Genomic DNA, 20,626 nt, shown 5'->3' on the forward strand with positions numbered 1-20,626 from the left:
ATAGACGACGGATAAAAAAACGGAGGATAGCATGCAAAATAGACCAATCATTATCGGAGTGACAGGTGGTTCTGGTGGTGGTAAGACCAGTGTTTCAAGAGCCATTTTATCGCATTTTCCTGATGAAAAGATTTCCATGATTGAGCATGATTCGTACTACAAGGATCAGTCTCACTTGACCTTTGAAGAGCGCGTCAAAACCAACTACGACCATCCTTTTGCCTTTGATACAGACTTGATGATCGAGCAGATTAAGGAATTGTTGGCAGGGCGCCCAGTAGACATTCCAACTTATGACTATACAGAGCATACGCGGAGTAGCAAGACCTATCGTCAGGAGCCTCAGGATGTCTTTATCGTTGAGGGGATTCTGGTCTTGGAGGATAAGCGCCTGCGCGATTTGATGGATATCAAGATTTTTGTGGATACAGATGATGATGTGCGCATTATTCGTCGTATCAAGCGAGATATGGAGGAGCGTGGACGTAGTCTGGATAGCGTTATTGATCAGTATTTGGGTGTGGTCAAACCTATGTACCACCAGTTTATCGAGCCGACCAAGCGTTATGCTGATATCGTCATTCCTGAGGGAGTCAGCAATACAGTTGCTATCGACCTTTTGACCACTAAGATTGCAAAGATTTTGGAAGAAGCGCGAAACAGCAAATAATCAGATGAGGAGGCCTAGCCTCCTTTTTCTATTTTTCCTTTAGTTTCAGTAGGAAAAAGGTGATTTTTAAGCATGTTTTTGGTATAATAATACCCATGGAAAAGCAAGAAAATGAATAGTAGGTGGAGATGGAAAAGTATTTATCGGTAACAACTTTGACCAAGTATCTGAAAATGAAATTCGATAAAGACCCTTACTTGGAACGGGTCTATTTAACTGGTCAAGTTTCCAACTTTCGTAAACGACCTACTCACCAATATTTCTCCCTAAAGGATGACCATGCAGTTATTCAAGCGACCATCTGGTCAGGGATCTATCAGAAATTAGGTTTCGACCTGGAAGAAGGTATGAAGATCAATGTAATTGGGCGTGTGCAGGTTTATGAACCCAGTGGGAGCTACTCTATCATCATTGAAAAGGCTGAGCCTGATGGGGTTGGGGCGCTCGCGATTCAGTTTGAACAACTTAAGAAAAAATTGACGGAAGAAGGTCTATTTCAAGAGAGATTCAAGCAACCTCTTCCCCAGTTTGCTAAGCGAATCGGTGTGGTAACCAGTCGCAGTGGAGCTGTTATTCGAGATATTATCACGACCGTCAGCAGACGCTTTCCAGGTGTTGACATTCTTCTCTATCCGACCAAGGTGCAAGGTGATGGAGCTGCGGAGGAAATTGCTCGAAATATTGCGCGCGCCAATCAACGTGAGGACCTAGATGTTCTCATCATTGGTCGTGGTGGGGGTTCCATCGAGGATCTCTGGGCCTTTAACGAAGAAATTGTGGTACGAGCCATTTTTGAATCTCGTTTGCCAGTTATTTCTAGTGTTGGGCATGAGACAGATGTGACCTTGGCGGATTTTGTAGCGGATCGTCGTGCTGCGACGCCAACAGCTGCGGCTGAATTGGCAACGCCTGTGACCAAGTTGGATCTCTTGAGCCATTTACAAAATCAAGAAAAACGAATGGCAACAGCAGTCCGAAATGTCCTATCTAAGAAACAAGAAGCTCTGAAAAAATGCAGTCAGTCAGTCATCTTTAGACAGCCAGAGCGCTTGTACGATGGATATTTGCAACGGTTAGATCAACTACAACTGCGATTAAAACAAAGTTTGCGAACACGGATTTCTGATAATAAACAGCTAGTCCAAGCAAGGATGCATCAACTAGTCCAATTATCACCTATAACCAAAATCCAGCGTTATCAAGACCGTTTAGGTCAGTTGGGCAAGCTCCTACGTAGCCAAATGGCGCTGGTTTATGATGCCAAGGTTGCTGAAGTCAAGAGACTTTCAGAAGCTCTACTGATGTTGGATACCAGTCGAATAGTTGCGCGTGGCTATGCAATTGTCAAAAAAGAAGAGTCAGTTGTGGATTCGGTTGAGAAGTTGAAGAAAAAAGACCAAGTGACGCTTTTGATGCGAGATGGTCAGGTAGAATTAGAGGTTAAAGATGTCAAAACAAAAGAAATTTGAAGAAAATCTAGCAGAACTGGAGACCATTGTCCAAAGTTTAGAAAATGGTGAAATCGCTCTGGAAGATGCGATTGCGGCCTTTCAAAAGGGCATGGTCTTGTCAAAAGAGCTCCAAGCGACGCTGGACAAGGCTGAAAAGACCTTGGTCAAGGTCATGCAAGAAGACGGAACAGAAAGTGATTTCGAATGAAGAAGCAAGAAAAATTAGCTCTTGTCGAGTCGGCTTTGGAAAATTTTTATGGAGACCAGCAGTTTGCTTCTAGTTTACGAGAAGCTGTTCTCTATTCCATTCATGCTGGTGGTAAGAGAATTCGGCCTTTTCTCTTGCTAGAGGTTCTGGAAGCCTTGCAAGTAGTTATCCAACCAGCACATGCTCAAGTAGCCGCGGCCTTGGAAATGATTCATACAGGGAGCTTGATTCACGATGATCTTCCTGCCATGGATGATGATGATTACCGTCGTGGTCGGTTGACCAATCATAAGAAATTTGGCGAAGCGATGGCAATATTGGCAGGAGATGCTTTGTTCTTAGATCCCTATGCCTTGATAGCGCAGGCAGATTTGCCAAGTCAGATCAAGGTGGACTTGATTGTCAACTTATCCCTTGCTTCAGGAAGTCTAGGCATGGTTGCAGGGCAGGTTTTAGATATGGAAGGCGAACACCAGCATTTGTCCTTGGAAGAACTCCAGACCATTCATGCCAATAAGACTGGAAAATTACTAGCCTATCCTTTCCAAGCCGCCGCTATCATAGCAGAATTAGCGCCTGAAATCCAAGCAAAACTGAAAACGGTTGGTGAATTAATCGGACTGGCCTTTCAAGTCAGAGATGATGTGCTGGATGTAACAGCTAGTTTTGAGGAAATCGGCAAGACTCCGCAAAAGGATTTACAGGCAGAAAAGTCGACCTACCCAGCCTTGTTAGGCTTGGAGGAGGCGACTGCCTTTTGTAACCAAACTCTGGATCAAGCCAAGGCTAAATTAGAAGAAATTGCCCAGCAGGTTCCCTTTGAAACAGAATCGATTGTGAAAGTAGTAGAAAGTTTGAGAATCAATGGCTAAGGAAAGAGTGGATGTACTAGCTTATAAACAGGGCTTGTTTGAAACGCGAGAACAGGCCAAGCGCGGCGTCATGGCTGGACTAGTCGTAGCAGTTCTTAATGGAGAACGCTTTGATAAACCAGGAGAAAAAATCCCAGATGACACTGAGCTAAAACTCAAAGGTGAAAAACTCAAGTATGTCAGTCGTGGTGGTCTAAAACTGGAGAAGGCCTTGCAGGTATTTGATTTGTCAGTGGAGGGAGCGACAACGATTGATATTGGGGCCTCCACTGGAGGATTTACTGACGTCATGTTGCAAAATGGTGCTGAGTTGGTCTTTGCAGTCGATGTCGGTACCAATCAGTTGGCTTGGAAATTGCGCCAAGACCCACGAGTTGTCAGCATGGAGCAGTTTAATTTTCGTTATGCTGAAAAGACTGATTTTGAGCAGGAACCAAGCTTTGCCAGTATTGATGTGAGTTTCATTTCCCTCAGTCTGATCTTACCAGCCTTGCACCGTGTCTTGGCAGATCAAGGGCAGGTGGTAGCACTTGTTAAGCCTCAGTTTGAAGCAGGTCGTGAGCAAATAGGGAAAAATGGAATCATTCGAGATGCCAAGGTTCATCAAACTGTCCTTGAATCTGTCACTGCTATGGCGGTTGAACAAGGTTTTTCAGTGGTTGGATTAGACTATTCACCAATCCAAGGAGGACATGGAAACATCGAATTTCTGGCATATTTGAAAAAGGAAGAGGGAGCAAGCAATCAAGTTGCCCCCAAAATAGAAAAAGTTGTAGAGAGAGCACATAGAGAATTTAAAGATGAATAAAAAAGAGAGACTTGAAAAAATTAGAAGATTTGTTACGGATTATCAAATCGGGACTCAGGAAGAAATCGTTGAGCATTTGAAGGAAGAAGGTATTTCTGCTACGCAAGCCACTGTCTCAAGAGACATCAAGGAACTTGGGATTGTTAAAATTCCTTTGAAGAACAACACATATATCTATGAGTTGCCAAAATCAGTCGTCAAAAGTTTGCAGTTGGCTGAGGACAATATTGTGAGTTCTGAGTTAATGGGAAATATGATCAACCTTGCTGTCATTCCTGGAAATACTATTTTTGTGAAGAGTCAGTTGGTTGCAGCATTTTCTGAACAGATTTTTAGCTGTCTAGCTGATGATGATTCTATCTTAATTGTAGCTAGAACAGCAGAGGCAGCTGAAGAAATTGTTGAACAAGTCAAAAAATGGTAGGTCAGTATGTTACTTGAAATTTCGATAAAAAACTTTGCCATTATTGAGGCGATTTCGCTCAATTTTGAAAAGGGTATGACTGTTTTGACCGGGGAAACGGGTGCTGGAAAGTCTATCATTATCGACGCTATGAATCTCATGTTGGGGGCTCGTGCAACAACAGACGTTATTCGTCAAGGTGCGCCAAAGGCAGAGATTGAGGGGCTTTTCTCGGTTGAAAATAGTCGCCTTTTACAGGAACTTTTTGAAGATCAAGGTTTGGAAATGGGTGATGAAATTATCATCCGGCGTGAAATTTTGCAAAATGGTCGTAGTGTTAGTCGCGTGAATGGCCAGATGGTCAATCTTTCTGTTTTGCGTGCTATTGGGCAACACCTTGTGGATATCCATGGTCAGCATGACCAAGAGGAGTTAATGCGTCCACAGCTTCACATCCAGATGTTGGATGAGTTTGGTGATGTAGCTTTCTTGGAGCTGAAGGAGACCTATCAGACGAGCTTTGATGCCTATCGCAAAAAGCGTAAGCAGGTTCTAGAAGTCAAGAAAAACCAGCAGGAACATAAGGCTCGTATTGAGATGTTGGAATTTCAAATGGCAGAGATTGAGGCAGCGAACTTGCAGGCTAGTGAAGACTTGGCTCTCAACCAAGAACGAGATAAACTCCTCAATCATAAGAATATTGCAGATACGCTAACCAATGCCTACAGTATGTTGGACAATGAGGAATTCTCCAGTCTTGCTAATGTCCGTTCAGCCATGAATGACATGGAAAGTGTTGAAGAATACGATCCTGAATACCGTGAAATTTCAAGTTCTCTATCAGATACCTACTATGTTTTAGAAGATATTACCAAGCGTTTAGAAGATATTATTGAGGACTTGGATTTTGATGGCAATCGCCTCATGCAGGTTGAAAATCGCCTAGATCTTCTGAATACTATTACCCGCAAGTATGGTGGAACTGTGGACGACGTTTTGCTTTATTTTGCCAAGATTACGGATGAGTACAATCTCTTGACTGGAAATAACCTTTCTTCCGAAGATATGGAAGCAGAGCTCAAGAAATTGGAAGTTAATCTTGTCGATTTGGCAGGGCAACTTGCATCAGCTCGTCATGACTTGGCCCAGCAACTCGAAGCCGAGATTAAGCAAGAACTTCAGGACCTCTATATGGAGAAGGCACAGTTCCAGGTTCGCTTCAGCAAGGGCAAATTTAGTCGTGAGGGGAATGAAATGGTCGAATTTTACATTTCCACCAACCCTGGTGAAGACTTTAAGCCTTTGGTTAAGGTTGCGTCTGGTGGGGAATTATCCCGTCTCATGCTAGCTATCAAGTCAGCCTTTTCTCGTAAGGAAGGAAAGACCAGTATTGTCTTTGATGAGGTGGATACTGGAGTTTCAGGTCGTGTAGCCCAGGCCATTGCGCAAAAGATTCATAAGATTGGTCAGCATGGCCAAGTCTTAGCAATCTCTCACTTACCTCAAGTAATTGCGATCGCGGATTATCAATTCTTTATTGAGAAGATTAGCGATGAGCATTCAACTGTTTCCACAGTTCGTTTGCTTACCCTTGAAGAACGAGTAGAGGAAGTAGCTAAGATGTTGGCTGGGGAAAATGTAACCGAAGCTGCCCTTACCCAAGCCAGAGAATTATTGCAAACGAGGATGAAATAAATGACAGACTATTATGTAATTGGAGATGTTCACGGGAAAGCAGGTATGTTAGAAGATCTGCTCAAAACCTGGGATGGTCAAACTCAGTTGCTCTTTCTAGGGGATTTGATTGACCGTGGTGAAGACAGTCGCCGTGTTCTAGAAATGGTCAAGGATTTGGTCGACAATCATGGAGCTATCTGTCTATCAGGAAACCATGAGTATATGTTTCTGACTTGGCTCGATGATCCAGAAGAAAGCTATGACCATTATCGTCGCAATGGTGGAGATACAACTATTAACTCAATCCTAGGTCGTCCCTTGGATGCACCAGTTGATGGCGTAGAAGATGCCAAGCGCGTTGCGACTGAAGCAGCAGACTTGGTCGAATTTATTCGTCAAATGCCATTTGTAGTAGAGACAGACAAGTATATCTTTGTTCATGCGGGTATTGACTTGACCTTGGATGATTGGCATGAAACAACAGATTACAAGAAAGTCTGGCTCAGAAAGCCATTCCACGAAGCCGAAAATCATACTGGGAAAACCATTGTCTTTGGGCATACACCAGTTTATGGCTTACTGAAGCAAGACCGAGGTACAGCTGAGCTTTGGATAACAGAGGATGGCAAGATTGGCATGGATGGAGGAGCTGTCTATGGTGGTGTCCTTCATGGGATCGTCTTTACAGACCAAGGAATGACAGAACACCACTTTATCGAAAATGATGGCTTTATTGCCGAAGATTAGTACTCCTAGCAGGGTATGGTCTTGTCAAAATGTTAAAAACAATTTATAATTAATAGATACCCTGAAAGGAAGAGTATCATGAACTTAGAAGATTTGAAAAAACGACAGGAGAAGATTCGGAACTTCTCTATTATCGCCCATATTGACCATGGGAAATCAACCCTAGCAGACCGCATTTTGGAAAAGACGGAGACGGTTTCTAGTCGTGAAATGCAAGCCCAACTTCTGGATAGTATGGATCTTGAGCGTGAACGTGGAATTACCATTAAACTCAATGCCATTGAGCTTAATTACACTGCGAAAGATGGTGAGACCTATATTTTCCACTTGATTGACACGCCAGGGCACGTGGACTTTACCTATGAAGTGTCGCGTTCGCTAGCTGCCTGTGAAGGAGCGATTTTGGTGGTTGATGCGGCCCAAGGGATTGAGGCGCAAACTCTTGCTAACGTTTATCTAGCCTTGGACAATGATTTGGAAATCTTGCCCGTCATTAACAAGATTGACCTTCCAGCAGCTGATCCAGAGCGTGTGCGTACAGAGATTGAGGATGTCATTGGACTAGATGCCAGCGAAGCGGTCCTGGCTTCAGCAAAAGCTGGTATTGGAATTGAAGAAATTCTTGAGCAAATCGTAGAGAAAGTTCCCGCACCAACTGGTGATGTAACGGCGCCACTCAAAGCATTGATTTTCGACTCCGTTTACGATGCTTATCGAGGGGTTATCCTTCAAGTGCGTGTCATGGATGGAGTTGTCAAACCTGGCGATAAGATTCAGCTCATGAGCAATGGCAAGACCTTTGATGTGACTGAGGTGGGAATTTTCACACCGAAAGCAGTTGGTCGTGATTTCCTTGCGACTGGTGATGTTGGTTATATTGCGGCTTCCATCAAGACGGTTCAAGATACGCGTGTTGGTGATACAGTGACCCTAGCAAGCAATCCTGCCGCAGAACCGCTAGATGGATACAAGCAGATGAATCCTATGGTCTTTGCGGGTCTTTATCCAATCGAATCAAACAAGTACAATGACCTTCGTGAAGCCCTTGAAAAGTTGCAGCTCAACGATGCCAGCCTGCAGTTTGAACCAGAAACATCTCAGGCCCTTGGATTTGGTTTCCGTTGTGGATTCCTTGGACTTCTCCATATGGATGTTATCCAGGAACGTTTGGAGCGTGAGTTCAATATTGACCTTATCATGACAGCTCCGTCTGTTATTTACAAGGTTAACCAAACTGACGGTGAGTCTATGGATGTGTCTAACCCCTCTGAATTTCCAGATCCGACTAAGATCGCGACCATTGAAGAACCGTATGTCAAGGCGCAAATCATGGTACCGCAGGAGTTTGTCGGAGCGGTTATGGAACTAGCTCAGCGTAAGCGTGGGGACTTTGTGACCATGGACTATATTGATGATAATCGTGTCAATGTTATCTATCAAATTCCGCTTGCTGAAATTGTCTTTGACTTCTTTGATAAGCTCAAGTCTTCGACGCGTGGTTATGCAAGTTTTGACTACGAATTGTCAGAGTATCGTCCGTCTAAGCTAGTCAAAATGGATATCCTTCTCAATGGTGATAAGGTCGATGCCCTCAGCTTTATCGTTCACAAGGACTTTGCCTACGAACGTGGGAAACTCATTGTTGATAAGCTCAAGAAAATCATCCCTCGTCAACAATTTGAGGTACCAATCCAAGCAGCTATTGGGCACAAAATCGTGGCTCGTACTGATATCAAGGCTCTTCGTAAGAACGTACTTGCCAAATGTTATGGTGGTGACGTTTCTCGTAAACGCAAACTCCTTGAAAAACAAAAAGCTGGTAAGAAACGCATGAAAGCCATTGGATCAGTAGAAGTCCCACAAGAAGCCTTCCTTAGCGTCTTAAGCATGGATGAAGAATAGAAATAAAAAATAAAACTCTTGAAGATTTTTCAAGAGTTTTTGCTTTAAATGAGAGCTATAAAATCGGAAACTAACAGAATCGATTAGGTTAGAATTTGACAGAAGTCCTTATTTTTCTTATAATGCAGATGGAAAGGTGGTAAGATGAAAAAATTATTAATTTTAGGTACTGTAGTTACTGTTAGTGTTTTTCTAGCTTCATGCTCCAATAAATCGCAAACAGCAACCGAAGAAAGTTCGACTGCGGTTGTTAGTTCTTCAAGCGGTCAGGAAACGAGTAGCACTAGTTCTGCTGTTTCTGAAGCGAAAAAGGAAGAGACGCAAATCATCGGTTCGAATGAATATGGATTTGTCAAGGTACCCAAATCATGGGTTCGATTCCATGAAGTAGAAGGTGGAAATGATATACAGTATAGTGATGGAACAGATATCAACATTGTTACGCTGAATACCTTCAAGGCTGTTCAGTTCAATATCAGCGAAGAAGAATATGCTAAACTGGATGTTGTGACAGTCTCATCTAGTATTTTAACTTCCAAAGAACAAAGCTCTGATTTTAGTAAGGTCTGGGGCTCCAAATCGACCATTGGAGGTTATGAAGCCTATGTTGTCAATGCAATTGCTAAGTCAGGAAAATACCTCGTTACCTGGGTCTTCCGATCAAATGATGGTAAAATCCGCTATGTTTCACTTGAAGGGGATGGGGAAGCTTTAAAAACAATCTTACCGATGGTTGAAAGTAGCTGGTCAACTACTAAATCTGAATAAATGAAAAAAAGAAGATCCTTGGTCTTCTTTTTATTTTTTTTTACGAATAGATAGATGAGTAGAAAAAGAAATGGAGTTGTATATGAAAATCACAAACTATGAGATTTACAAATTGAGAAAAGCTGGCTTGACCAATCAACAGATTCTAACTGTCCTTGAATATGACGAGACTGTAGATCAGGAGCTCTTGCTAGGTGACATTGCAGAAATATCGGGATGCCGTAATCCTGCTGTCTTTATGGAACGCTATTTCCAGATAGATGATGCACAGTTGGAGAAGGAGTTCCAAAAATTCCCATCCTTCTCGATTCTTGATGACTGTTATCCTTGGGATCTGAGTGAGATTTATGATGCTCCAGTGCTCTTGTTTTATAAAGGAAATCTGGACTTGTTGAAGTTTCCAAAGGTTGCTGTTGTGGGGAGTCGTTCATGTTCGAGTCAGGGAGCAAAGTCGGTTCAGAAAGTCATTCAAGGTTTGGAAAACGAGTTAATCGTGGTCAGTGGTTTAGCCAAAGGGATTGATACGGCTGCCCATATGGCTGCACTCCAGAATGGAGGAAGAACGATTGCTGTGATTGGAACAGGATTGGATGTTTTTTATCCCCGAGCCAATAAACGTTTGCAGGAACACATTGGTAATCACCATTTGGTACTTAGCGAGTACGGACCTGGTGAGGAAGCCTTGAAATTTCACTTTCCAGCTCGTAATCGCATCATTGCTGGCCTTTGCCGTGGTGTGATCGTTGCAGAGGCAAGGATGCGTTCTGGTAGTCTTATTACCTGTGAGCGAGCTATGGAAGAAGGACGCGATGTTTTTGCCATTCCAGGAAACATTCTAGATGGCCATTCAGATGGCTGTCACCACCTGATTCAAGAGGGAGCAAAGCTGATTTCCAGCGGTCAAGATGTACTTGCTGAGTTTGAATTTTAAGGAGAAATTTGTTCACTTAGATAAACTTTTCTTCTATATATAGGATTTAGGTCTTGACAGCTATAGAAAAATGGTTTACACTTTATAAAGTTTATTACTTTGAAAAGGTGTGATAGTGTGGCTACGGCAACAAAGAAGAAAAAATCAACAGTTAAAAAAAATCTAGTCATCGTGGAGTCGCCTGCTAAGGCGAAAACGATTGAGAAATATCTAGGCAGAAATTATAAGGTTTTAGCCAGTGTCGGGCATATCCGTGATTTGAAAAAATCCAGTATGTCAGTCGACATTGAAAATAACTATGAACCACAGTATATTAATATCCGAGGAAAAGGTCCTCTCATCAATGACTTAAAAAAAGAAGCTAAAAAGGCCAATAAAGTCTTTCTGGCGAGTGACCCGGACCGTGAAGGAGAAGCAATTTCCTGGCATTTGGCTCACATTCTCAACTTGGATGAGAATGATGCCAACCGTGTAGTCTTTAATGAAATCACCAAAGACGCAGTAAAAAATGCCTTTAAAGAACCTCGCAAGATTGATATGGACTTGGTCGACGCCCAACAAGCTCGTCGAGTCTTAGACCGCTTGGTAGGGTATTCGATTTCGCCTATTTTGTGGAAAAAGGTCAAGAAGGGCTTATCAGCTGGACGCGTGCAGTCTGTTGCCCTTAAGCTAATTATTGACCGTGAAAATGAAATCAATGCCTTCCAACCGGAAGAATACTGGACAATTGATGGTGTCTTTAAGAAGGGAACCAAGCAATTTCAGGCTTCTTTCTATGGTATGAATGGCAAAAAGATGAAATTGACCACCAATGAAGAAGTCAAAGAAGTCTTGTCCCATTTGACTAGCAAAGATTTCAAAGTAGACCAGGTGGATAAGAAAGAACGCAAACGCAATGCGCCACTACCTTATACGACTTCAACCATGCAGATGGATGCTGCTAACAAAATCAATTTCCGTACTCGAAAGACTATGATGGTGGCTCAGCAGCTTTATGAAGGGATCAATATCGGATCAGGTGTGCAAGGTTTGATTACCTATATGCGTACAGACTCGACTCGTATCAGTCCTGTGGCTCAGAACGAAGCAGCAAGCTATATTAACGACCGCTTTGGTAGCAAGTATTCCAAGCATGGTAGCAAGGTCAAGAATGCCTCAGGTGCTCAGGATGCCCACGAAGCCATTCGCCCATCTAGTGTCTTTAACACACCAGAAAGCATCGCTAAGTATTTGGACAAAGACCAGCTCAAGCTCTATACTCTTATCTGGAACCGTTTTGTGGCTAGCCAGATGACAGGCGCTATCTTTGATACCATGGCTGTTAAGCTTTCTCAAAATGGGGTTCAGTTTGCGGCAAATGGAAGCCAAGTTAAGTTTGATGGTTATCTTGCTATCTACAACGACTCTGACAAGAACAAGATGTTGCCAGATATGGCTGTTGGAGATGTGGTCAAGCAGGTCAATAGCAAGCCAGAACAACATTTCACTCAACCGCCAGCTCGCTATTCGGAAGCGACTCTTATCAAGACCTTGGAAGAAAATGGAGTTGGACGTCCGTCAACCTACGCTCCGACCATTGAAACCATCCAAAAACGTTACTACGTTCGTCTGGCAGCTAAACGTTTTGAACCAACAGAGTTGGGAGAAATTGTCAATAAACTCATTGTTGAATATTTCCCAGATATCGTAAACGTTACCTTCACAGCTGAGATGGAAGGAAAACTAGATGATGTCGAGGTTGGAAAAGAGCAGTGGCAACGGGTCATTGATGAATTTTATAAACCATTCTCTAAAGAAGTGGCCAAGGCTGAATCCGAAATGGAAAAAATCCAGATCAAGGATGAGCCAGCTGGATTTGACTGTGAAGTTTGTGGTAATCCAATGGTGATTAAGCTCGGTCGTTTTGGTAAATTCTATGCTTGTAGTAATTTTCCAGACTGCCGTCATACACAAGCGATTGTCAAAGAGATTGGTGTCGAGTGTCCAAGCTGCCATCAAGGACAAATCATTGAACGCAAAACCAAACGCAATCGTATCTTCTATGGTTGCAATCGTTACCCAGAATGTGAATTTACTTCCTGGGACAAACCAATTGGACGTGATTGTCCAAAATGCGGACACTTCCTTGTGGAGAAAAAGGTCCGTGGTGGTGGTAAGCAGGTTGTATGTAGTAATGGCGACTACGAAGAGGAAAAAATTAAATAAAATGCAGAGTCCTGAAAATGAATTTCAGGCTCTTTTTTTGTTGATGCTTGACAAATTTCCCCCTTGTGTGCGAAACTAGAGGAAGAGTAATTTATCTAGGAGAAATCATGCGTATCATTTATCTCTGTATTGGCTTTATTTCACTGGCTTTAGCTGTTATTGGAGTTGTCCTACCGCTTTTACCAACAACCCCCTTTCTTTTGTTAGCTATTGCTTGCTTTTCAAAATCTTCTAAGCGTTTTGAAGACTGGCTTTATCATACAAAGCTTTATCAGACTTATGTAGCGGACTTTCGGGAAACCAAGTCAATCGCGCGTGAACGAAAGAAAAAAATTATCGTATCTATCTATATCTTGATGGGGATTTCTATTTATTTTGCCCCTCTTTTACCAGTCAAAATCGGTCTGGGAGCCCTGACTATCTTTATTACCTACTATCTCTTTAAAGTCATTCCTGACAAAGAATAGATAAAAATAGTAGTTATTTGCCTTGATAAAAATGAAAGCCTATTTAAAATAATATGATATAATAAATTCAAAGAAAACATCAAGGAGAATCAAATGATTTACGAATTTTGTGCTGAAAATGTGACCTTGCTTGAAAAAGCGATGCAGGCTGGAGCTCGTCGAATCGAACTTTGTGACAATCTAGCAGTAGGAGGAACAACACCTAGTTATGGAGTGACAAAGGCAGCGGTTGAACTGGCAGCTAACTACGACACCACCATCATGACTATGATTCGTCCCCGCGGTGACGACTTTGTCTATACTGATCTTGAAATAGCGATCATGCTAGAAGATATTCGTTTGACTGCACAGGCTGGAAGTCAAGGGGTTGTTTTTGGGGCATTAACTGCTGATAAAAAGTTGGATAAGCCTAATCTTGAGAAGCTGATTGCCGCATCTAAAGGAATGGAAATTGTCTTTCACATGGCCTTTGATGAATTGAGTGATGAAGACCAGTTGGAAGCCATTGACTGGCTCAGCCAAGCTGGTGTTACCCGTATCCTAACTCGTGCTGGAGTTTCTGGGGACTCACTAGAAAAACGTTTCGCTCATTATCACAGAATTTTGGAACATGCAGCTGGTAAAATTGAAATTCTACCAGGTGGGGGGATTGACTTGGATAACCGCCAAACCTTTATCGACCAGCTGGGTGTGACACAATTGCACGGAACCAAGGTTGTTTTTTAAAAAATAGAAAGGAACTGCTAGCTTTTGGTAGCAGTTTTCACTTATGTTTGAAATTTTTAACTCCTATCAGTTTAATAAAGAAAAAGCCCATGCCTATGGTTTTGTAGAAAATGGTGAAATCTGGACCTACAGTTGCCAGATTTTGCAGGGTGACTTTTCCATGACAGTCTCTATCACTCCTGATAATGTGAGCTTTCAGGTTTTTGATCAGGAAACGGGTGACCTTTATCCTCAAGTACATATGAAAAGTATGCGGGGAAGTTTTGTTGCAAGTGTCCGTGAGGCTTGTTTGGAGATTCTTTACCAGATTCGGAAGGCTTGCTTTGATGTACAGGATTTTATCTGCCCTCAGACTAAGCGTATCATGGATCAGATTCAGGAAAAGTATGGTAATCAGTTGGAGTATCTGTGGGAAAAGTCTCCTGATACAGCTGTATTGCGCCATGAAGGTAATCAAAAATGGTATGCTGTTTTGATGAGAATCCCATGGGATAAGCTGGAGAAGGGGAGAAAAGGGCTAGTCGAAGCAGTCAATATCAAACACGACCAAGTAGCTGACTTGCTTTCAAAAAAAGGCATTTATCCAGCCTTTCATATGAACAAACGCTACTGGCTTAGTCTGGCGCTTGATGATAGTTTGCAAGATGAAGAAGTGATAGAACTCATCGAAAAAAGTTGGAACTTGACTGTGAAAAAATAAGGAAATTCGCTTGAGTTTTCAAATACTTTCAATTAGCAAAATATTCTTTACTGAAGAAATTTTCAGAAAATAATGGATTTTTTCTTGACAAGTGTTTTTAGCTATGCTAAAATACTAAACAAGATATCAAACGAAGGAGAAAGTCAAACATGAAAACAGCTAAGTTTAATCAATTTGCTTTGTTGTTGAGGTACTCGGGCTAGTGCAAAAGCATTAGTCCTGTTTGGCTTACCAAGCGGGAGTAAATCAACATCTCGCTTGGGCTTCTGAGCGAGATGTTTTTTTAAAACCACATTTGGAAAAGGGGAAATCTTATGCGTAAAGTTGAATTTTTTGATACAAGCCTTCGTGATGGGGAACAAACACCTGGTGTTAACTTCTCAATAAAGGAAAAAGTTTCTATTGCAAGACAGCTGGAGAAATGGGGAATTTCTGTAATTGAAGCTGGTTTTCCGGCTGCTAGTCCAGATTCATTTATAGCTGTTCAAGAAATCGCTAAAGCTATGAAAAAAACAGCAGTGACAGGATTAGCTCGTTCTGTAAAATCTGATATTGATGCTTGTTATGAGGCGCTTAAGGATGCCAAGTATCCCCAAATTCATGTCTTTATCGCTACCAGTCCGATTCACCGCAAGTATAAGCTCAATAAGAGCAAGGAAGAGATTTTAGAAGCTATCAAGGAACATGTTTCTTATGCACGTTCTAAGTTTGAAATCGTCGAATTCTCTCCTGAAGATGCGACTAGAACAGAGTTGGATTTCCTCTTGCAAGTCGTTCAAACAGCGGTTGATGCAGGTGCATCTTATATCAATATCCCTGACACAGTTGGCTTTACGACTCCAGAAGAGTTTGCACGTATCTTTGATCACTTGACTGAAAATATTAAATCAGATCATAAAGTTGTCTTTGGTGTCCACTGTCACGATGATCTCGGTATGGCAACTGCAAATACTTTGACAGCAATTAAACACGGTGCTGGACGTGTCCAGGGAACTATTAATGGTATCGGTGAACGCGCAGGTAATGTTGCTCTTGAAGAAGTAGCTGTTGCTTTGAAGATTCGTGAGGATTTCTTCCAAGCAACTAGTGATATTGTTTTGGATGAAACAATGAATACGTCAGAAATGGTTTCTCGCTTCTCTGGTATTCCAGTTCCTAAAAACAAGGCTGTCGTTGGTGGCAATGCCTTTTCTCACGAGTCTGGTATTCACCAAGATGGAGTTCTTAAAAATCCTCTCACTTATGAGATCATTACACCTGAATTGGTCGGTGTTAAGAGTAATAGTCTTCCGCTTGGAAAATTGTCTGGTCGCCATGCCTTTGTTGAAAAACTAAGAGAATTAGCCCTAGATTTTACAGAAGAGGATATCAAACCACTCTTCGCTAAGTTCAAGGCACTAGCGGACAAGAAACAAGAAATCACAGATGCAGATATTCGAGCTCTGGTAGCTGGAACCATGGTTGAAAATCCAGAAGGCTTCCACTTTGATGATTTGCAACTTCAAACCCATGCAGATAATGTGATTGAAGCGCTCGTTAGCCTAGCCAATATGGATGGTGAGAAAGTCGAATTCAATGCGACAGGGCAAGGTTCCGTTGAAGCGATCTTTAACGCTATCGATAAGTTCTTTAACCAATCTGTCCGCTTGGTGTCCTATACCATCGATGCGGTAACAGATGGTATCGATGCCCAGGCTCGTGTCTTGGTTACTGTTGAAAACAGAGATACAGAAACCATCTTTAACGCAGCAGGTCTCGATTTCGATGTATTGAAAGCTTCGGCTATTGCCTACATCAATGCTAATACCTTTGTTCAAAAAGAGAATGCAGGTGAGATGGGGCATAGCGTTTCCTACCGAGACATGCCTAGTGTGTAAAGGAGAAGGCTATGACAAAGAAAATAGTAGCACTAGCAGGGGATGGAATCGGTCCAGAAATCATGGAAGCTGGTTTAGCGGTTCTGGAAGCTCTAGCTTCAAATACAGGATTTGACTATGAGATAGACAGATGCTCCTTTGGAGGTGCAGGTATTGATGCTGTGGGGCATCCCTTACCTGATGAAACCCTCAAGGCATGTAGAGAAGCAGATGCTATTCTCCTTGCGGCTATCGGAAGTCCCCAGTATGATGGGGCGGCGATTCGGCCTGAACAAGGCTTGCTAGCTCTTCGTAAGGAACTCAATCTCTATGCCAATATTCGCCCCGTAAAAATCTTTGACAGTCTCAAGCATTTGTCACCTCTCAAACCGGAACGAATTGCTGGTGTAGACTTTGTCGTGGTGCGTGAGTTGACAGGTGGGATTTACTTTGGGGATCATATCCTTGAAGAGCGCAAAGCGCGTGATATCAACGACTATAGCTATGAGGAAGTAGAGCGGATTATTCGCAAGGCATTTGAAATTGCAAGAAATCGGAGAAAACTCGTTACTAGTATCGATAAGCAAAATGTTCTAGCGACTTCAAAACTCTGGCGGAGAGTAGCTGAGGAAGTCGCTCAGGATTTCCCAGATGTAACCTTGGAACACCAGTTGGTGGACTCAGCTGCCATGCTCATGATTACCAATCCTGCTAAGTTTGATGTCATCGTGACGGAGAATCTTTTCGGAGATATCTTATCTGATGAATCAAGCGTTCTATCAGGCACTCTTGGTGTTATGCCATCAGCCAGTCATTCTGAAAAAGGTCCAAGTCTTTATGAACCTATTCATGGTTCAGCGCCTGATATTGCAGGTCAAGGAATTGCCAATCCTATTTCCATGATTTTGTCAGTTGCCATGATGTTGAGAGATAGCTTTGGACGTTATGAGGATGCGGAGCGTATCGAGCGTGCTGTTGAAACTAGTTTAGTGGCTGGCATTTTAACAAGAGATATTGGAGGACAGGCTTCGACCAAGGAAATGACAGAAGCCATCATTGAAAGATTATGAAGATAAATGAAGGAATCACGCTTGCCCTCTTGATTTGGAATTTGCTGATTTTCTTGATTTATGGCATTGACAAATCCAAGGCAAGAAGAGGTGTTTGGCGCGTCCCAGAGAAAATTTTACTCATTTTAGCCCTTACTTGTGGTGGTTTTGGTGCCTGGTTGGCAGGAATCACCTTTCACCACAAGACTAGAAAATGGTATTTTAAAACGGTTTGGTTTCTCGGAATGGTGACCACACTAGTAGCCTTATATTTTATTTGGAGGTAATGGATGGCAGGAAAATCGATTTTTGATAAATTATGGGACCGCCATGTCATCACAGGAGAAGAGGGGCAGCCCCAACTCATGTATGTGGACCAGCACTATATTCATGAAGTGACTAGTCCCCAAGCTTTTCAAGGATTACGAGATGCAGGTCGCAGATTGAGACGGCCAGACTTGACATTTGGGACCTTTGACCACAATGTACCAACGGTCAACATCTATGATATTCGAGATGTGATTTCTAAGGCCCAAATTGATAAGCTTGCTGAAAATGTTGAGGAGTTTGGGATTGAACATGCTGCCCATGGTTCTGAAAAGCAGGGAATCGTTCACATGGTAGGTCCAGAAACAGGACGGACGCAACCAGGAAAATTCATCGTCTGTGGAGACAGTCATACAGCTACTCACGGAGCTTTCGGAGCTATCGCCTTTGGGATTGGGACCAGTGAGGTCGAGCATGTCTTTGCTACCCAGACCCTTTGGCAGGTCAAACCCAAGAAAATGCTGGTAGAATTCACTGGTGTTCCTAAAAAAGGAGTTTATTCTAAGGATTACATTCTCGCCTTAATTGCCAAGTACGGCGTTGCGTGTGGTGTAGGATATGTGGTGGAATATCGTGGACAAGCCATTGATGCACTGACCATGGAAGAGAGAATGACCATCTGCAATATGTCCATCGAGTTTGGCTCCAAGATGGGAATCATGAATCCAGATCAGATCACCTATGACTATCTCAAGGGACGGGAATGTGTTCCAGAGGACTTTGAGGAGGCTGTTGCTGACTGGAAGACGCTTGTCAGCGATGATGATGCTGTTTATGATAAGGTTATCCGGATGGATGTCTCAGACTTGGCTCCTATGGTGACCTGGGGAACCAATCCTGCTATGGGCGTTGACTTTGACAGTAGCTTCCCAGAAATTAAGGATATGAATGATGAACGAGCTTATCATTACATGAACTTGGAGCCTGGTCAAAAGCCAAAGGATATTGAACTAGGATATATTTTTATCGGGTCTTGTACCAATGCTCGGCTCAGTGACTTGCAACTGGCTGCGCGATTTGTCAAAGGGAAGAAGATTGCTCCCAATCTAACAGCAATCGTAGTACCAGGTTCTCGTCCTGTCAAACGAGCTGCGGAGAAGTTGGGCTTGGATAAGGTCTTCTTAGATGCTGGCTTTGAATGGAGAGACCCAGGTTGTTCTATGTGCCTAGGGATGAATCCTGACAAGGTCCCTGATGGTGTTCACTGTGCCTCAACTAGTAACCGCAATTTTGAAGACAGACAGGGATTTGGCGCTAAGACTCATCTCTGCAGTCCAGCCATGGCAGCGGCAGCAGCTATCGCAGGGCGTTTCGTAGATGTTCGGCAAATGCCAGAGGCCCAGTAAGGAGAGGATATGGAGAAATTTACAGTTTATACGGGAACGACCGTTCCTCTCATGAATGATAATATCGACACCGACCAAATCCTCCCCAAGCAGTTTCTCAAGTTAATTGATAAAAAAGGCTTTGGTAAGTATCTCATGTATGCTTGGCGTTATCTGGACGATAACTATACTGAGGATCCAGACTTTGTCTTTAACCGACCAGAATACCGTAAAGCCAGTATCCTCATCTCGGGGGATAACTTTGGAGCAGGTTCTTCGAGAGAACACGCAGCTTGGGCTCTAGCAGACTATGGTTTTAAGGTCGTGATTGCAGGCTCTTTCGGGGACATTCATTACAATAATGAACTCAATAATGGCATGTTGCCCATTGTCCAGCCTAGAGAGGTTAGAGAAAAACTAGCCCAACTTAAACCGATCGATCAGGTAACTGTGGACTTGGAACAACAGAAAATCATCTCACCAGTCGGAGAATTCACTTTCGAAATTGATAGCGAGTGGAAGCACAAGCTTTTAAATGGTTTGGATGATATCGGAATTACTTTGCAGTATGAAGACTTGATTGCTGCCTATGAAAAACAACGTCCAGCCTACTGGCAGGATTAGAAAAATAGAAAAGGACATATAGAACTATGACAAAACACATTCAATGGAACGGAACACTTTCTCAAGAAGGCTATGACATTTTAAAAGGTGAGGGCGGATGTATCGTTTGCCCCACAAAAGTTGGTTACATTATCATGACGAGCGATAAGGCAGGTCTTGAACGCAAATTTGAAGCCAAAGAGCGTAACCGTAACAAACCAGGTGTTGTACTTTGTGGTAGCATGGACGAGCTACGCGCTTTAGCACAACTCAACCCAGAAATTGAAGCCTTCTACCAAAAACATTGGGACGAAGACATTCTTCTAGGTTGTATCCTTCCATGGAAACCAGAAGCTTTTGAGAAATTGAAAGAATACGGTGATAGCCGTGAAGAACTCATGACAGACGTTCGTGGTACAAGCTGTTTTGTTATCAAATTTGGGAAAGCTGGTGAACAATTGGCTACTAAACTTTGGGAAGAAGGTAAAATGGTCTATGCCTCATCAGCTAACCCATCTGGTAAAGGAAATCGTGGTAAGGTAGAAGGTATCGGAGAACGTATCGAAGGAGCAGTGGACCTTGTCATCGAAGCAGACGACTATGTGGCATCTATCCAACCTGACAAAACGATTGAAACGCGCTACGAGCAAGGTGTGATGGTTTCTATGGTCGATAAGGACGGAAAACTCATCCCAGAACAAGGAGGAGACCGTTCAATCTCACCAGCACCAGTCGTTATCCGTAAAGGGCTTGACATTGATAAAATCATGATGCATTTGTCAGATACCTTTAACTCATGGGACTACCGTCAGGGAGAGTATTACTAAGATAAAAAAAGAAGTCTAGTGTTAAGAGTCATTAAGCTCCTAACGCTGGGCTTTTTTTAGAAGTTCTTTTCTTTTTCTATAGGATATGATATTCTATATATGAA

21 protein-coding genes are annotated in these 20,626 nt (G+C 42.7%); all 21 read left to right on the plus strand.

Features of this window, described 5'->3' with window-relative positions:
* Nucleotides 1–31: 31 nt before the first annotated feature.
* Nucleotides 32–670 carry a uridine kinase gene (gene udk, locus D8844_RS05950; protein WP_001181376.1) on the plus strand — a complete coding sequence of 213 codons (639 nt, stop codon included), beginning with the start codon at nt 32–34 and terminating at the stop codon, nt 668–670.
* Nucleotides 671–798: 128 nt separating this feature from the next.
* On the plus strand, nt 799–2,139 hold the full coding sequence (gene xseA / locus D8844_RS05955) for an exodeoxyribonuclease VII large subunit (protein WP_125422595.1): 1,341 nt from the start codon (nt 799–801) through the stop codon (nt 2,137–2,139).
* Nucleotides 2,117–2,329 (plus strand): exodeoxyribonuclease VII small subunit, encoded by a 213-nt coding sequence (locus tag D8844_RS05960; RefSeq protein WP_000043226.1) that lies wholly within the window; start codon nt 2,117–2,119, stop codon nt 2,327–2,329. The genes xseA and D8844_RS05960 overlap by 23 nt, the downstream gene beginning before the upstream one ends.
* Nucleotides 2,326–3,201, plus strand: coding sequence for a polyprenyl synthetase family protein (locus D8844_RS05965; protein ID WP_125422598.1), 876 nt, complete (start codon nt 2,326–2,328; stop codon nt 3,199–3,201). Before D8844_RS05960 ends, D8844_RS05965 begins: the two co-directional genes overlap by 4 nt.
* Nucleotides 3,194–4,009 carry a TlyA family RNA methyltransferase gene (locus D8844_RS05970; RefSeq protein ID WP_125422601.1) on the plus strand — a complete coding sequence of 272 codons (816 nt, stop codon included), beginning with the start codon at nt 3,194–3,196 and terminating at the stop codon, nt 4,007–4,009. The genes D8844_RS05965 and D8844_RS05970 overlap by 8 nt, the downstream gene beginning before the upstream one ends.
* Nucleotides 4,002–4,433 carry an arginine repressor gene (locus D8844_RS05975; RefSeq protein ID WP_125422603.1) on the plus strand — a complete coding sequence of 144 codons (432 nt, stop codon included), beginning with the start codon at nt 4,002–4,004 and terminating at the stop codon, nt 4,431–4,433. The genes D8844_RS05970 and D8844_RS05975 overlap by 8 nt, the downstream gene beginning before the upstream one ends.
* 6 nt (nt 4,434–4,439) lie before the next feature.
* Nucleotides 4,440–6,107, plus strand: a complete 1,668-nt coding sequence (gene recN / locus D8844_RS05980) for a DNA repair protein RecN (protein ID WP_125422606.1) — start codon at nt 4,440–4,442, stop codon at nt 6,105–6,107.
* Complete coding sequence (locus tag D8844_RS05985; protein ID WP_125422609.1) at nt 6,108–6,836, plus strand: metallophosphoesterase family protein; 729 nt, start codon at nt 6,108–6,110, stop codon at nt 6,834–6,836.
* A 78-nt stretch (nt 6,837–6,914) separates the two neighbouring features.
* On the plus strand, nt 6,915–8,738 hold the full coding sequence (lepA, locus tag D8844_RS05990; RefSeq protein WP_001047158.1) for a translation elongation factor 4: 1,824 nt from the start codon (nt 6,915–6,917) through the stop codon (nt 8,736–8,738).
* 144 nt (nt 8,739–8,882) lie between these two features.
* Nucleotides 8,883–9,506, plus strand: coding sequence for a hypothetical protein (locus D8844_RS05995; RefSeq protein WP_125422612.1), 624 nt, complete (start codon nt 8,883–8,885; stop codon nt 9,504–9,506).
* Nucleotides 9,507–9,588: 82 nt separating this feature from the next.
* Entirely contained in the window at nt 9,589–10,437 is an 849-nt protein-coding gene (dprA, locus tag D8844_RS06000; protein ID WP_125422615.1) for a DNA-processing protein DprA, read from the plus strand.
* 117 nt (nt 10,438–10,554) lie between these two features.
* Nucleotides 10,555–12,642, plus strand: coding sequence for a type I DNA topoisomerase (topA, locus tag D8844_RS06005; RefSeq protein WP_125422618.1), 2,088 nt, complete (start codon nt 10,555–10,557; stop codon nt 12,640–12,642).
* Between the two features lie 107 nt (nt 12,643–12,749).
* Nucleotides 12,750–13,109 (plus strand): YbaN family protein, encoded by a 360-nt coding sequence (locus D8844_RS06010; protein WP_001220350.1) that lies wholly within the window; start codon nt 12,750–12,752, stop codon nt 13,107–13,109.
* 93 nt (nt 13,110–13,202) lie between these two features.
* On the plus strand, nt 13,203–13,835 hold the full coding sequence (locus tag D8844_RS06015; RefSeq protein WP_125422621.1) for a copper homeostasis protein CutC: 633 nt from the start codon (nt 13,203–13,205) through the stop codon (nt 13,833–13,835).
* Between the two features lie 43 nt (nt 13,836–13,878).
* On the plus strand, nt 13,879–14,535 hold the full coding sequence (locus tag D8844_RS06020; protein ID WP_125422624.1) for an MmcQ/YjbR family DNA-binding protein: 657 nt from the start codon (nt 13,879–13,881) through the stop codon (nt 14,533–14,535).
* Nucleotides 14,536–14,849: 314 nt separating this feature from the next.
* The gene (locus D8844_RS06025) at nt 14,850–16,412 is read left to right on the plus strand and encodes a 2-isopropylmalate synthase (RefSeq protein WP_125422627.1); all 1,563 of its coding nucleotides are present in this window, start codon (nt 14,850–14,852) and stop codon (nt 16,410–16,412) included.
* A gap of 11 nt (nt 16,413–16,423) precedes the next feature.
* Nucleotides 16,424–17,461 carry a 3-isopropylmalate dehydrogenase gene (gene leuB / locus D8844_RS06030; protein WP_125422630.1) on the plus strand — a complete coding sequence of 346 codons (1,038 nt, stop codon included), beginning with the start codon at nt 16,424–16,426 and terminating at the stop codon, nt 17,459–17,461.
* Nucleotides 17,458–17,727, plus strand: coding sequence for a DUF1294 domain-containing protein (locus tag D8844_RS06035; RefSeq protein ID WP_125422633.1), 270 nt, complete (start codon nt 17,458–17,460; stop codon nt 17,725–17,727). The genes leuB and D8844_RS06035 overlap by 4 nt, the downstream gene beginning before the upstream one ends.
* Nucleotides 17,728–17,730: 3 nt before the next feature.
* Entirely contained in the window at nt 17,731–19,113 is a 1,383-nt protein-coding gene (leuC, locus tag D8844_RS06040; protein WP_125422636.1) for a 3-isopropylmalate dehydratase large subunit, read from the plus strand.
* A 9-nt stretch (nt 19,114–19,122) separates the two neighbouring features.
* Nucleotides 19,123–19,716 carry a 3-isopropylmalate dehydratase small subunit gene (gene leuD, locus D8844_RS06045; RefSeq protein WP_000410637.1) on the plus strand — a complete coding sequence of 198 codons (594 nt, stop codon included), beginning with the start codon at nt 19,123–19,125 and terminating at the stop codon, nt 19,714–19,716.
* A 26-nt stretch (nt 19,717–19,742) separates the two neighbouring features.
* Entirely contained in the window at nt 19,743–20,522 is a 780-nt protein-coding gene (locus D8844_RS06050) for an L-threonylcarbamoyladenylate synthase (protein WP_125422639.1), read from the plus strand.
* Nucleotides 20,523–20,626 lie beyond the last annotated feature (104 nt).

The organism is Streptococcus oralis (assembly GCF_003942875.1).
Lineage (GTDB): Bacteria > Bacillota > Bacilli > Lactobacillales > Streptococcaceae > Streptococcus > Streptococcus oralis_BX.

Excerpts from the sequence above, each read along its gene's own strand:
- D8844_RS05995 (WP_125422612.1), top strand. The coding sequence starts at position 8,883 with ATGAAAAAATTATTAATTTTAGGTACTGTAGTTACTGTTAGTGTTTTT.
- udk (WP_001181376.1), top strand. The coding sequence starts at position 32 with ATGCAAAATAGACCAATCATTATCGGAGTGACAGGTGGTTCTGGTGGT.
- recN (WP_125422606.1), top strand. The coding sequence starts at position 4,440 with ATGTTACTTGAAATTTCGATAAAAAACTTTGCCATTATTGAGGCGATT.
- D8844_RS05965 (WP_125422598.1), top strand. The coding sequence starts at position 2,326 with ATGAAGAAGCAAGAAAAATTAGCTCTTGTCGAGTCGGCTTTGGAAAAT.
- lepA (WP_001047158.1), top strand. The coding sequence starts at position 6,915 with ATGAACTTAGAAGATTTGAAAAAACGACAGGAGAAGATTCGGAACTTC.
- D8844_RS05970 (WP_125422601.1), top strand. The coding sequence starts at position 3,194 with ATGGCTAAGGAAAGAGTGGATGTACTAGCTTATAAACAGGGCTTGTTT.
- leuB (WP_125422630.1), top strand. The coding sequence starts at position 16,424 with ATGACAAAGAAAATAGTAGCACTAGCAGGGGATGGAATCGGTCCAGAA.
- leuD (WP_000410637.1), top strand. The coding sequence starts at position 19,123 with ATGGAGAAATTTACAGTTTATACGGGAACGACCGTTCCTCTCATGAAT.
- dprA (WP_125422615.1), top strand. The coding sequence starts at position 9,589 with ATGAAAATCACAAACTATGAGATTTACAAATTGAGAAAAGCTGGCTTG.
- D8844_RS06025 (WP_125422627.1), top strand. The coding sequence starts at position 14,850 with ATGCGTAAAGTTGAATTTTTTGATACAAGCCTTCGTGATGGGGAACAA.
- D8844_RS06015 (WP_125422621.1), top strand. The coding sequence starts at position 13,203 with ATGATTTACGAATTTTGTGCTGAAAATGTGACCTTGCTTGAAAAAGCG.
- D8844_RS06050 (WP_125422639.1), top strand. The coding sequence starts at position 19,743 with ATGACAAAACACATTCAATGGAACGGAACACTTTCTCAAGAAGGCTAT.
- D8844_RS06035 (WP_125422633.1), top strand. The coding sequence starts at position 17,458 with ATGAAGATAAATGAAGGAATCACGCTTGCCCTCTTGATTTGGAATTTG.
- D8844_RS05960 (WP_000043226.1), top strand. The coding sequence starts at position 2,117 with ATGTCAAAACAAAAGAAATTTGAAGAAAATCTAGCAGAACTGGAGACC.
- D8844_RS05985 (WP_125422609.1), top strand. The coding sequence starts at position 6,108 with ATGACAGACTATTATGTAATTGGAGATGTTCACGGGAAAGCAGGTATG.
- D8844_RS06020 (WP_125422624.1), top strand. The coding sequence starts at position 13,879 with ATGTTTGAAATTTTTAACTCCTATCAGTTTAATAAAGAAAAAGCCCAT.
- D8844_RS05975 (WP_125422603.1), top strand. The coding sequence starts at position 4,002 with ATGAATAAAAAAGAGAGACTTGAAAAAATTAGAAGATTTGTTACGGAT.
- D8844_RS06010 (WP_001220350.1), top strand. The coding sequence starts at position 12,750 with ATGCGTATCATTTATCTCTGTATTGGCTTTATTTCACTGGCTTTAGCT.
- xseA (WP_125422595.1), top strand. The coding sequence starts at position 799 with ATGGAAAAGTATTTATCGGTAACAACTTTGACCAAGTATCTGAAAATG.
- leuC (WP_125422636.1), top strand. The coding sequence starts at position 17,731 with ATGGCAGGAAAATCGATTTTTGATAAATTATGGGACCGCCATGTCATC.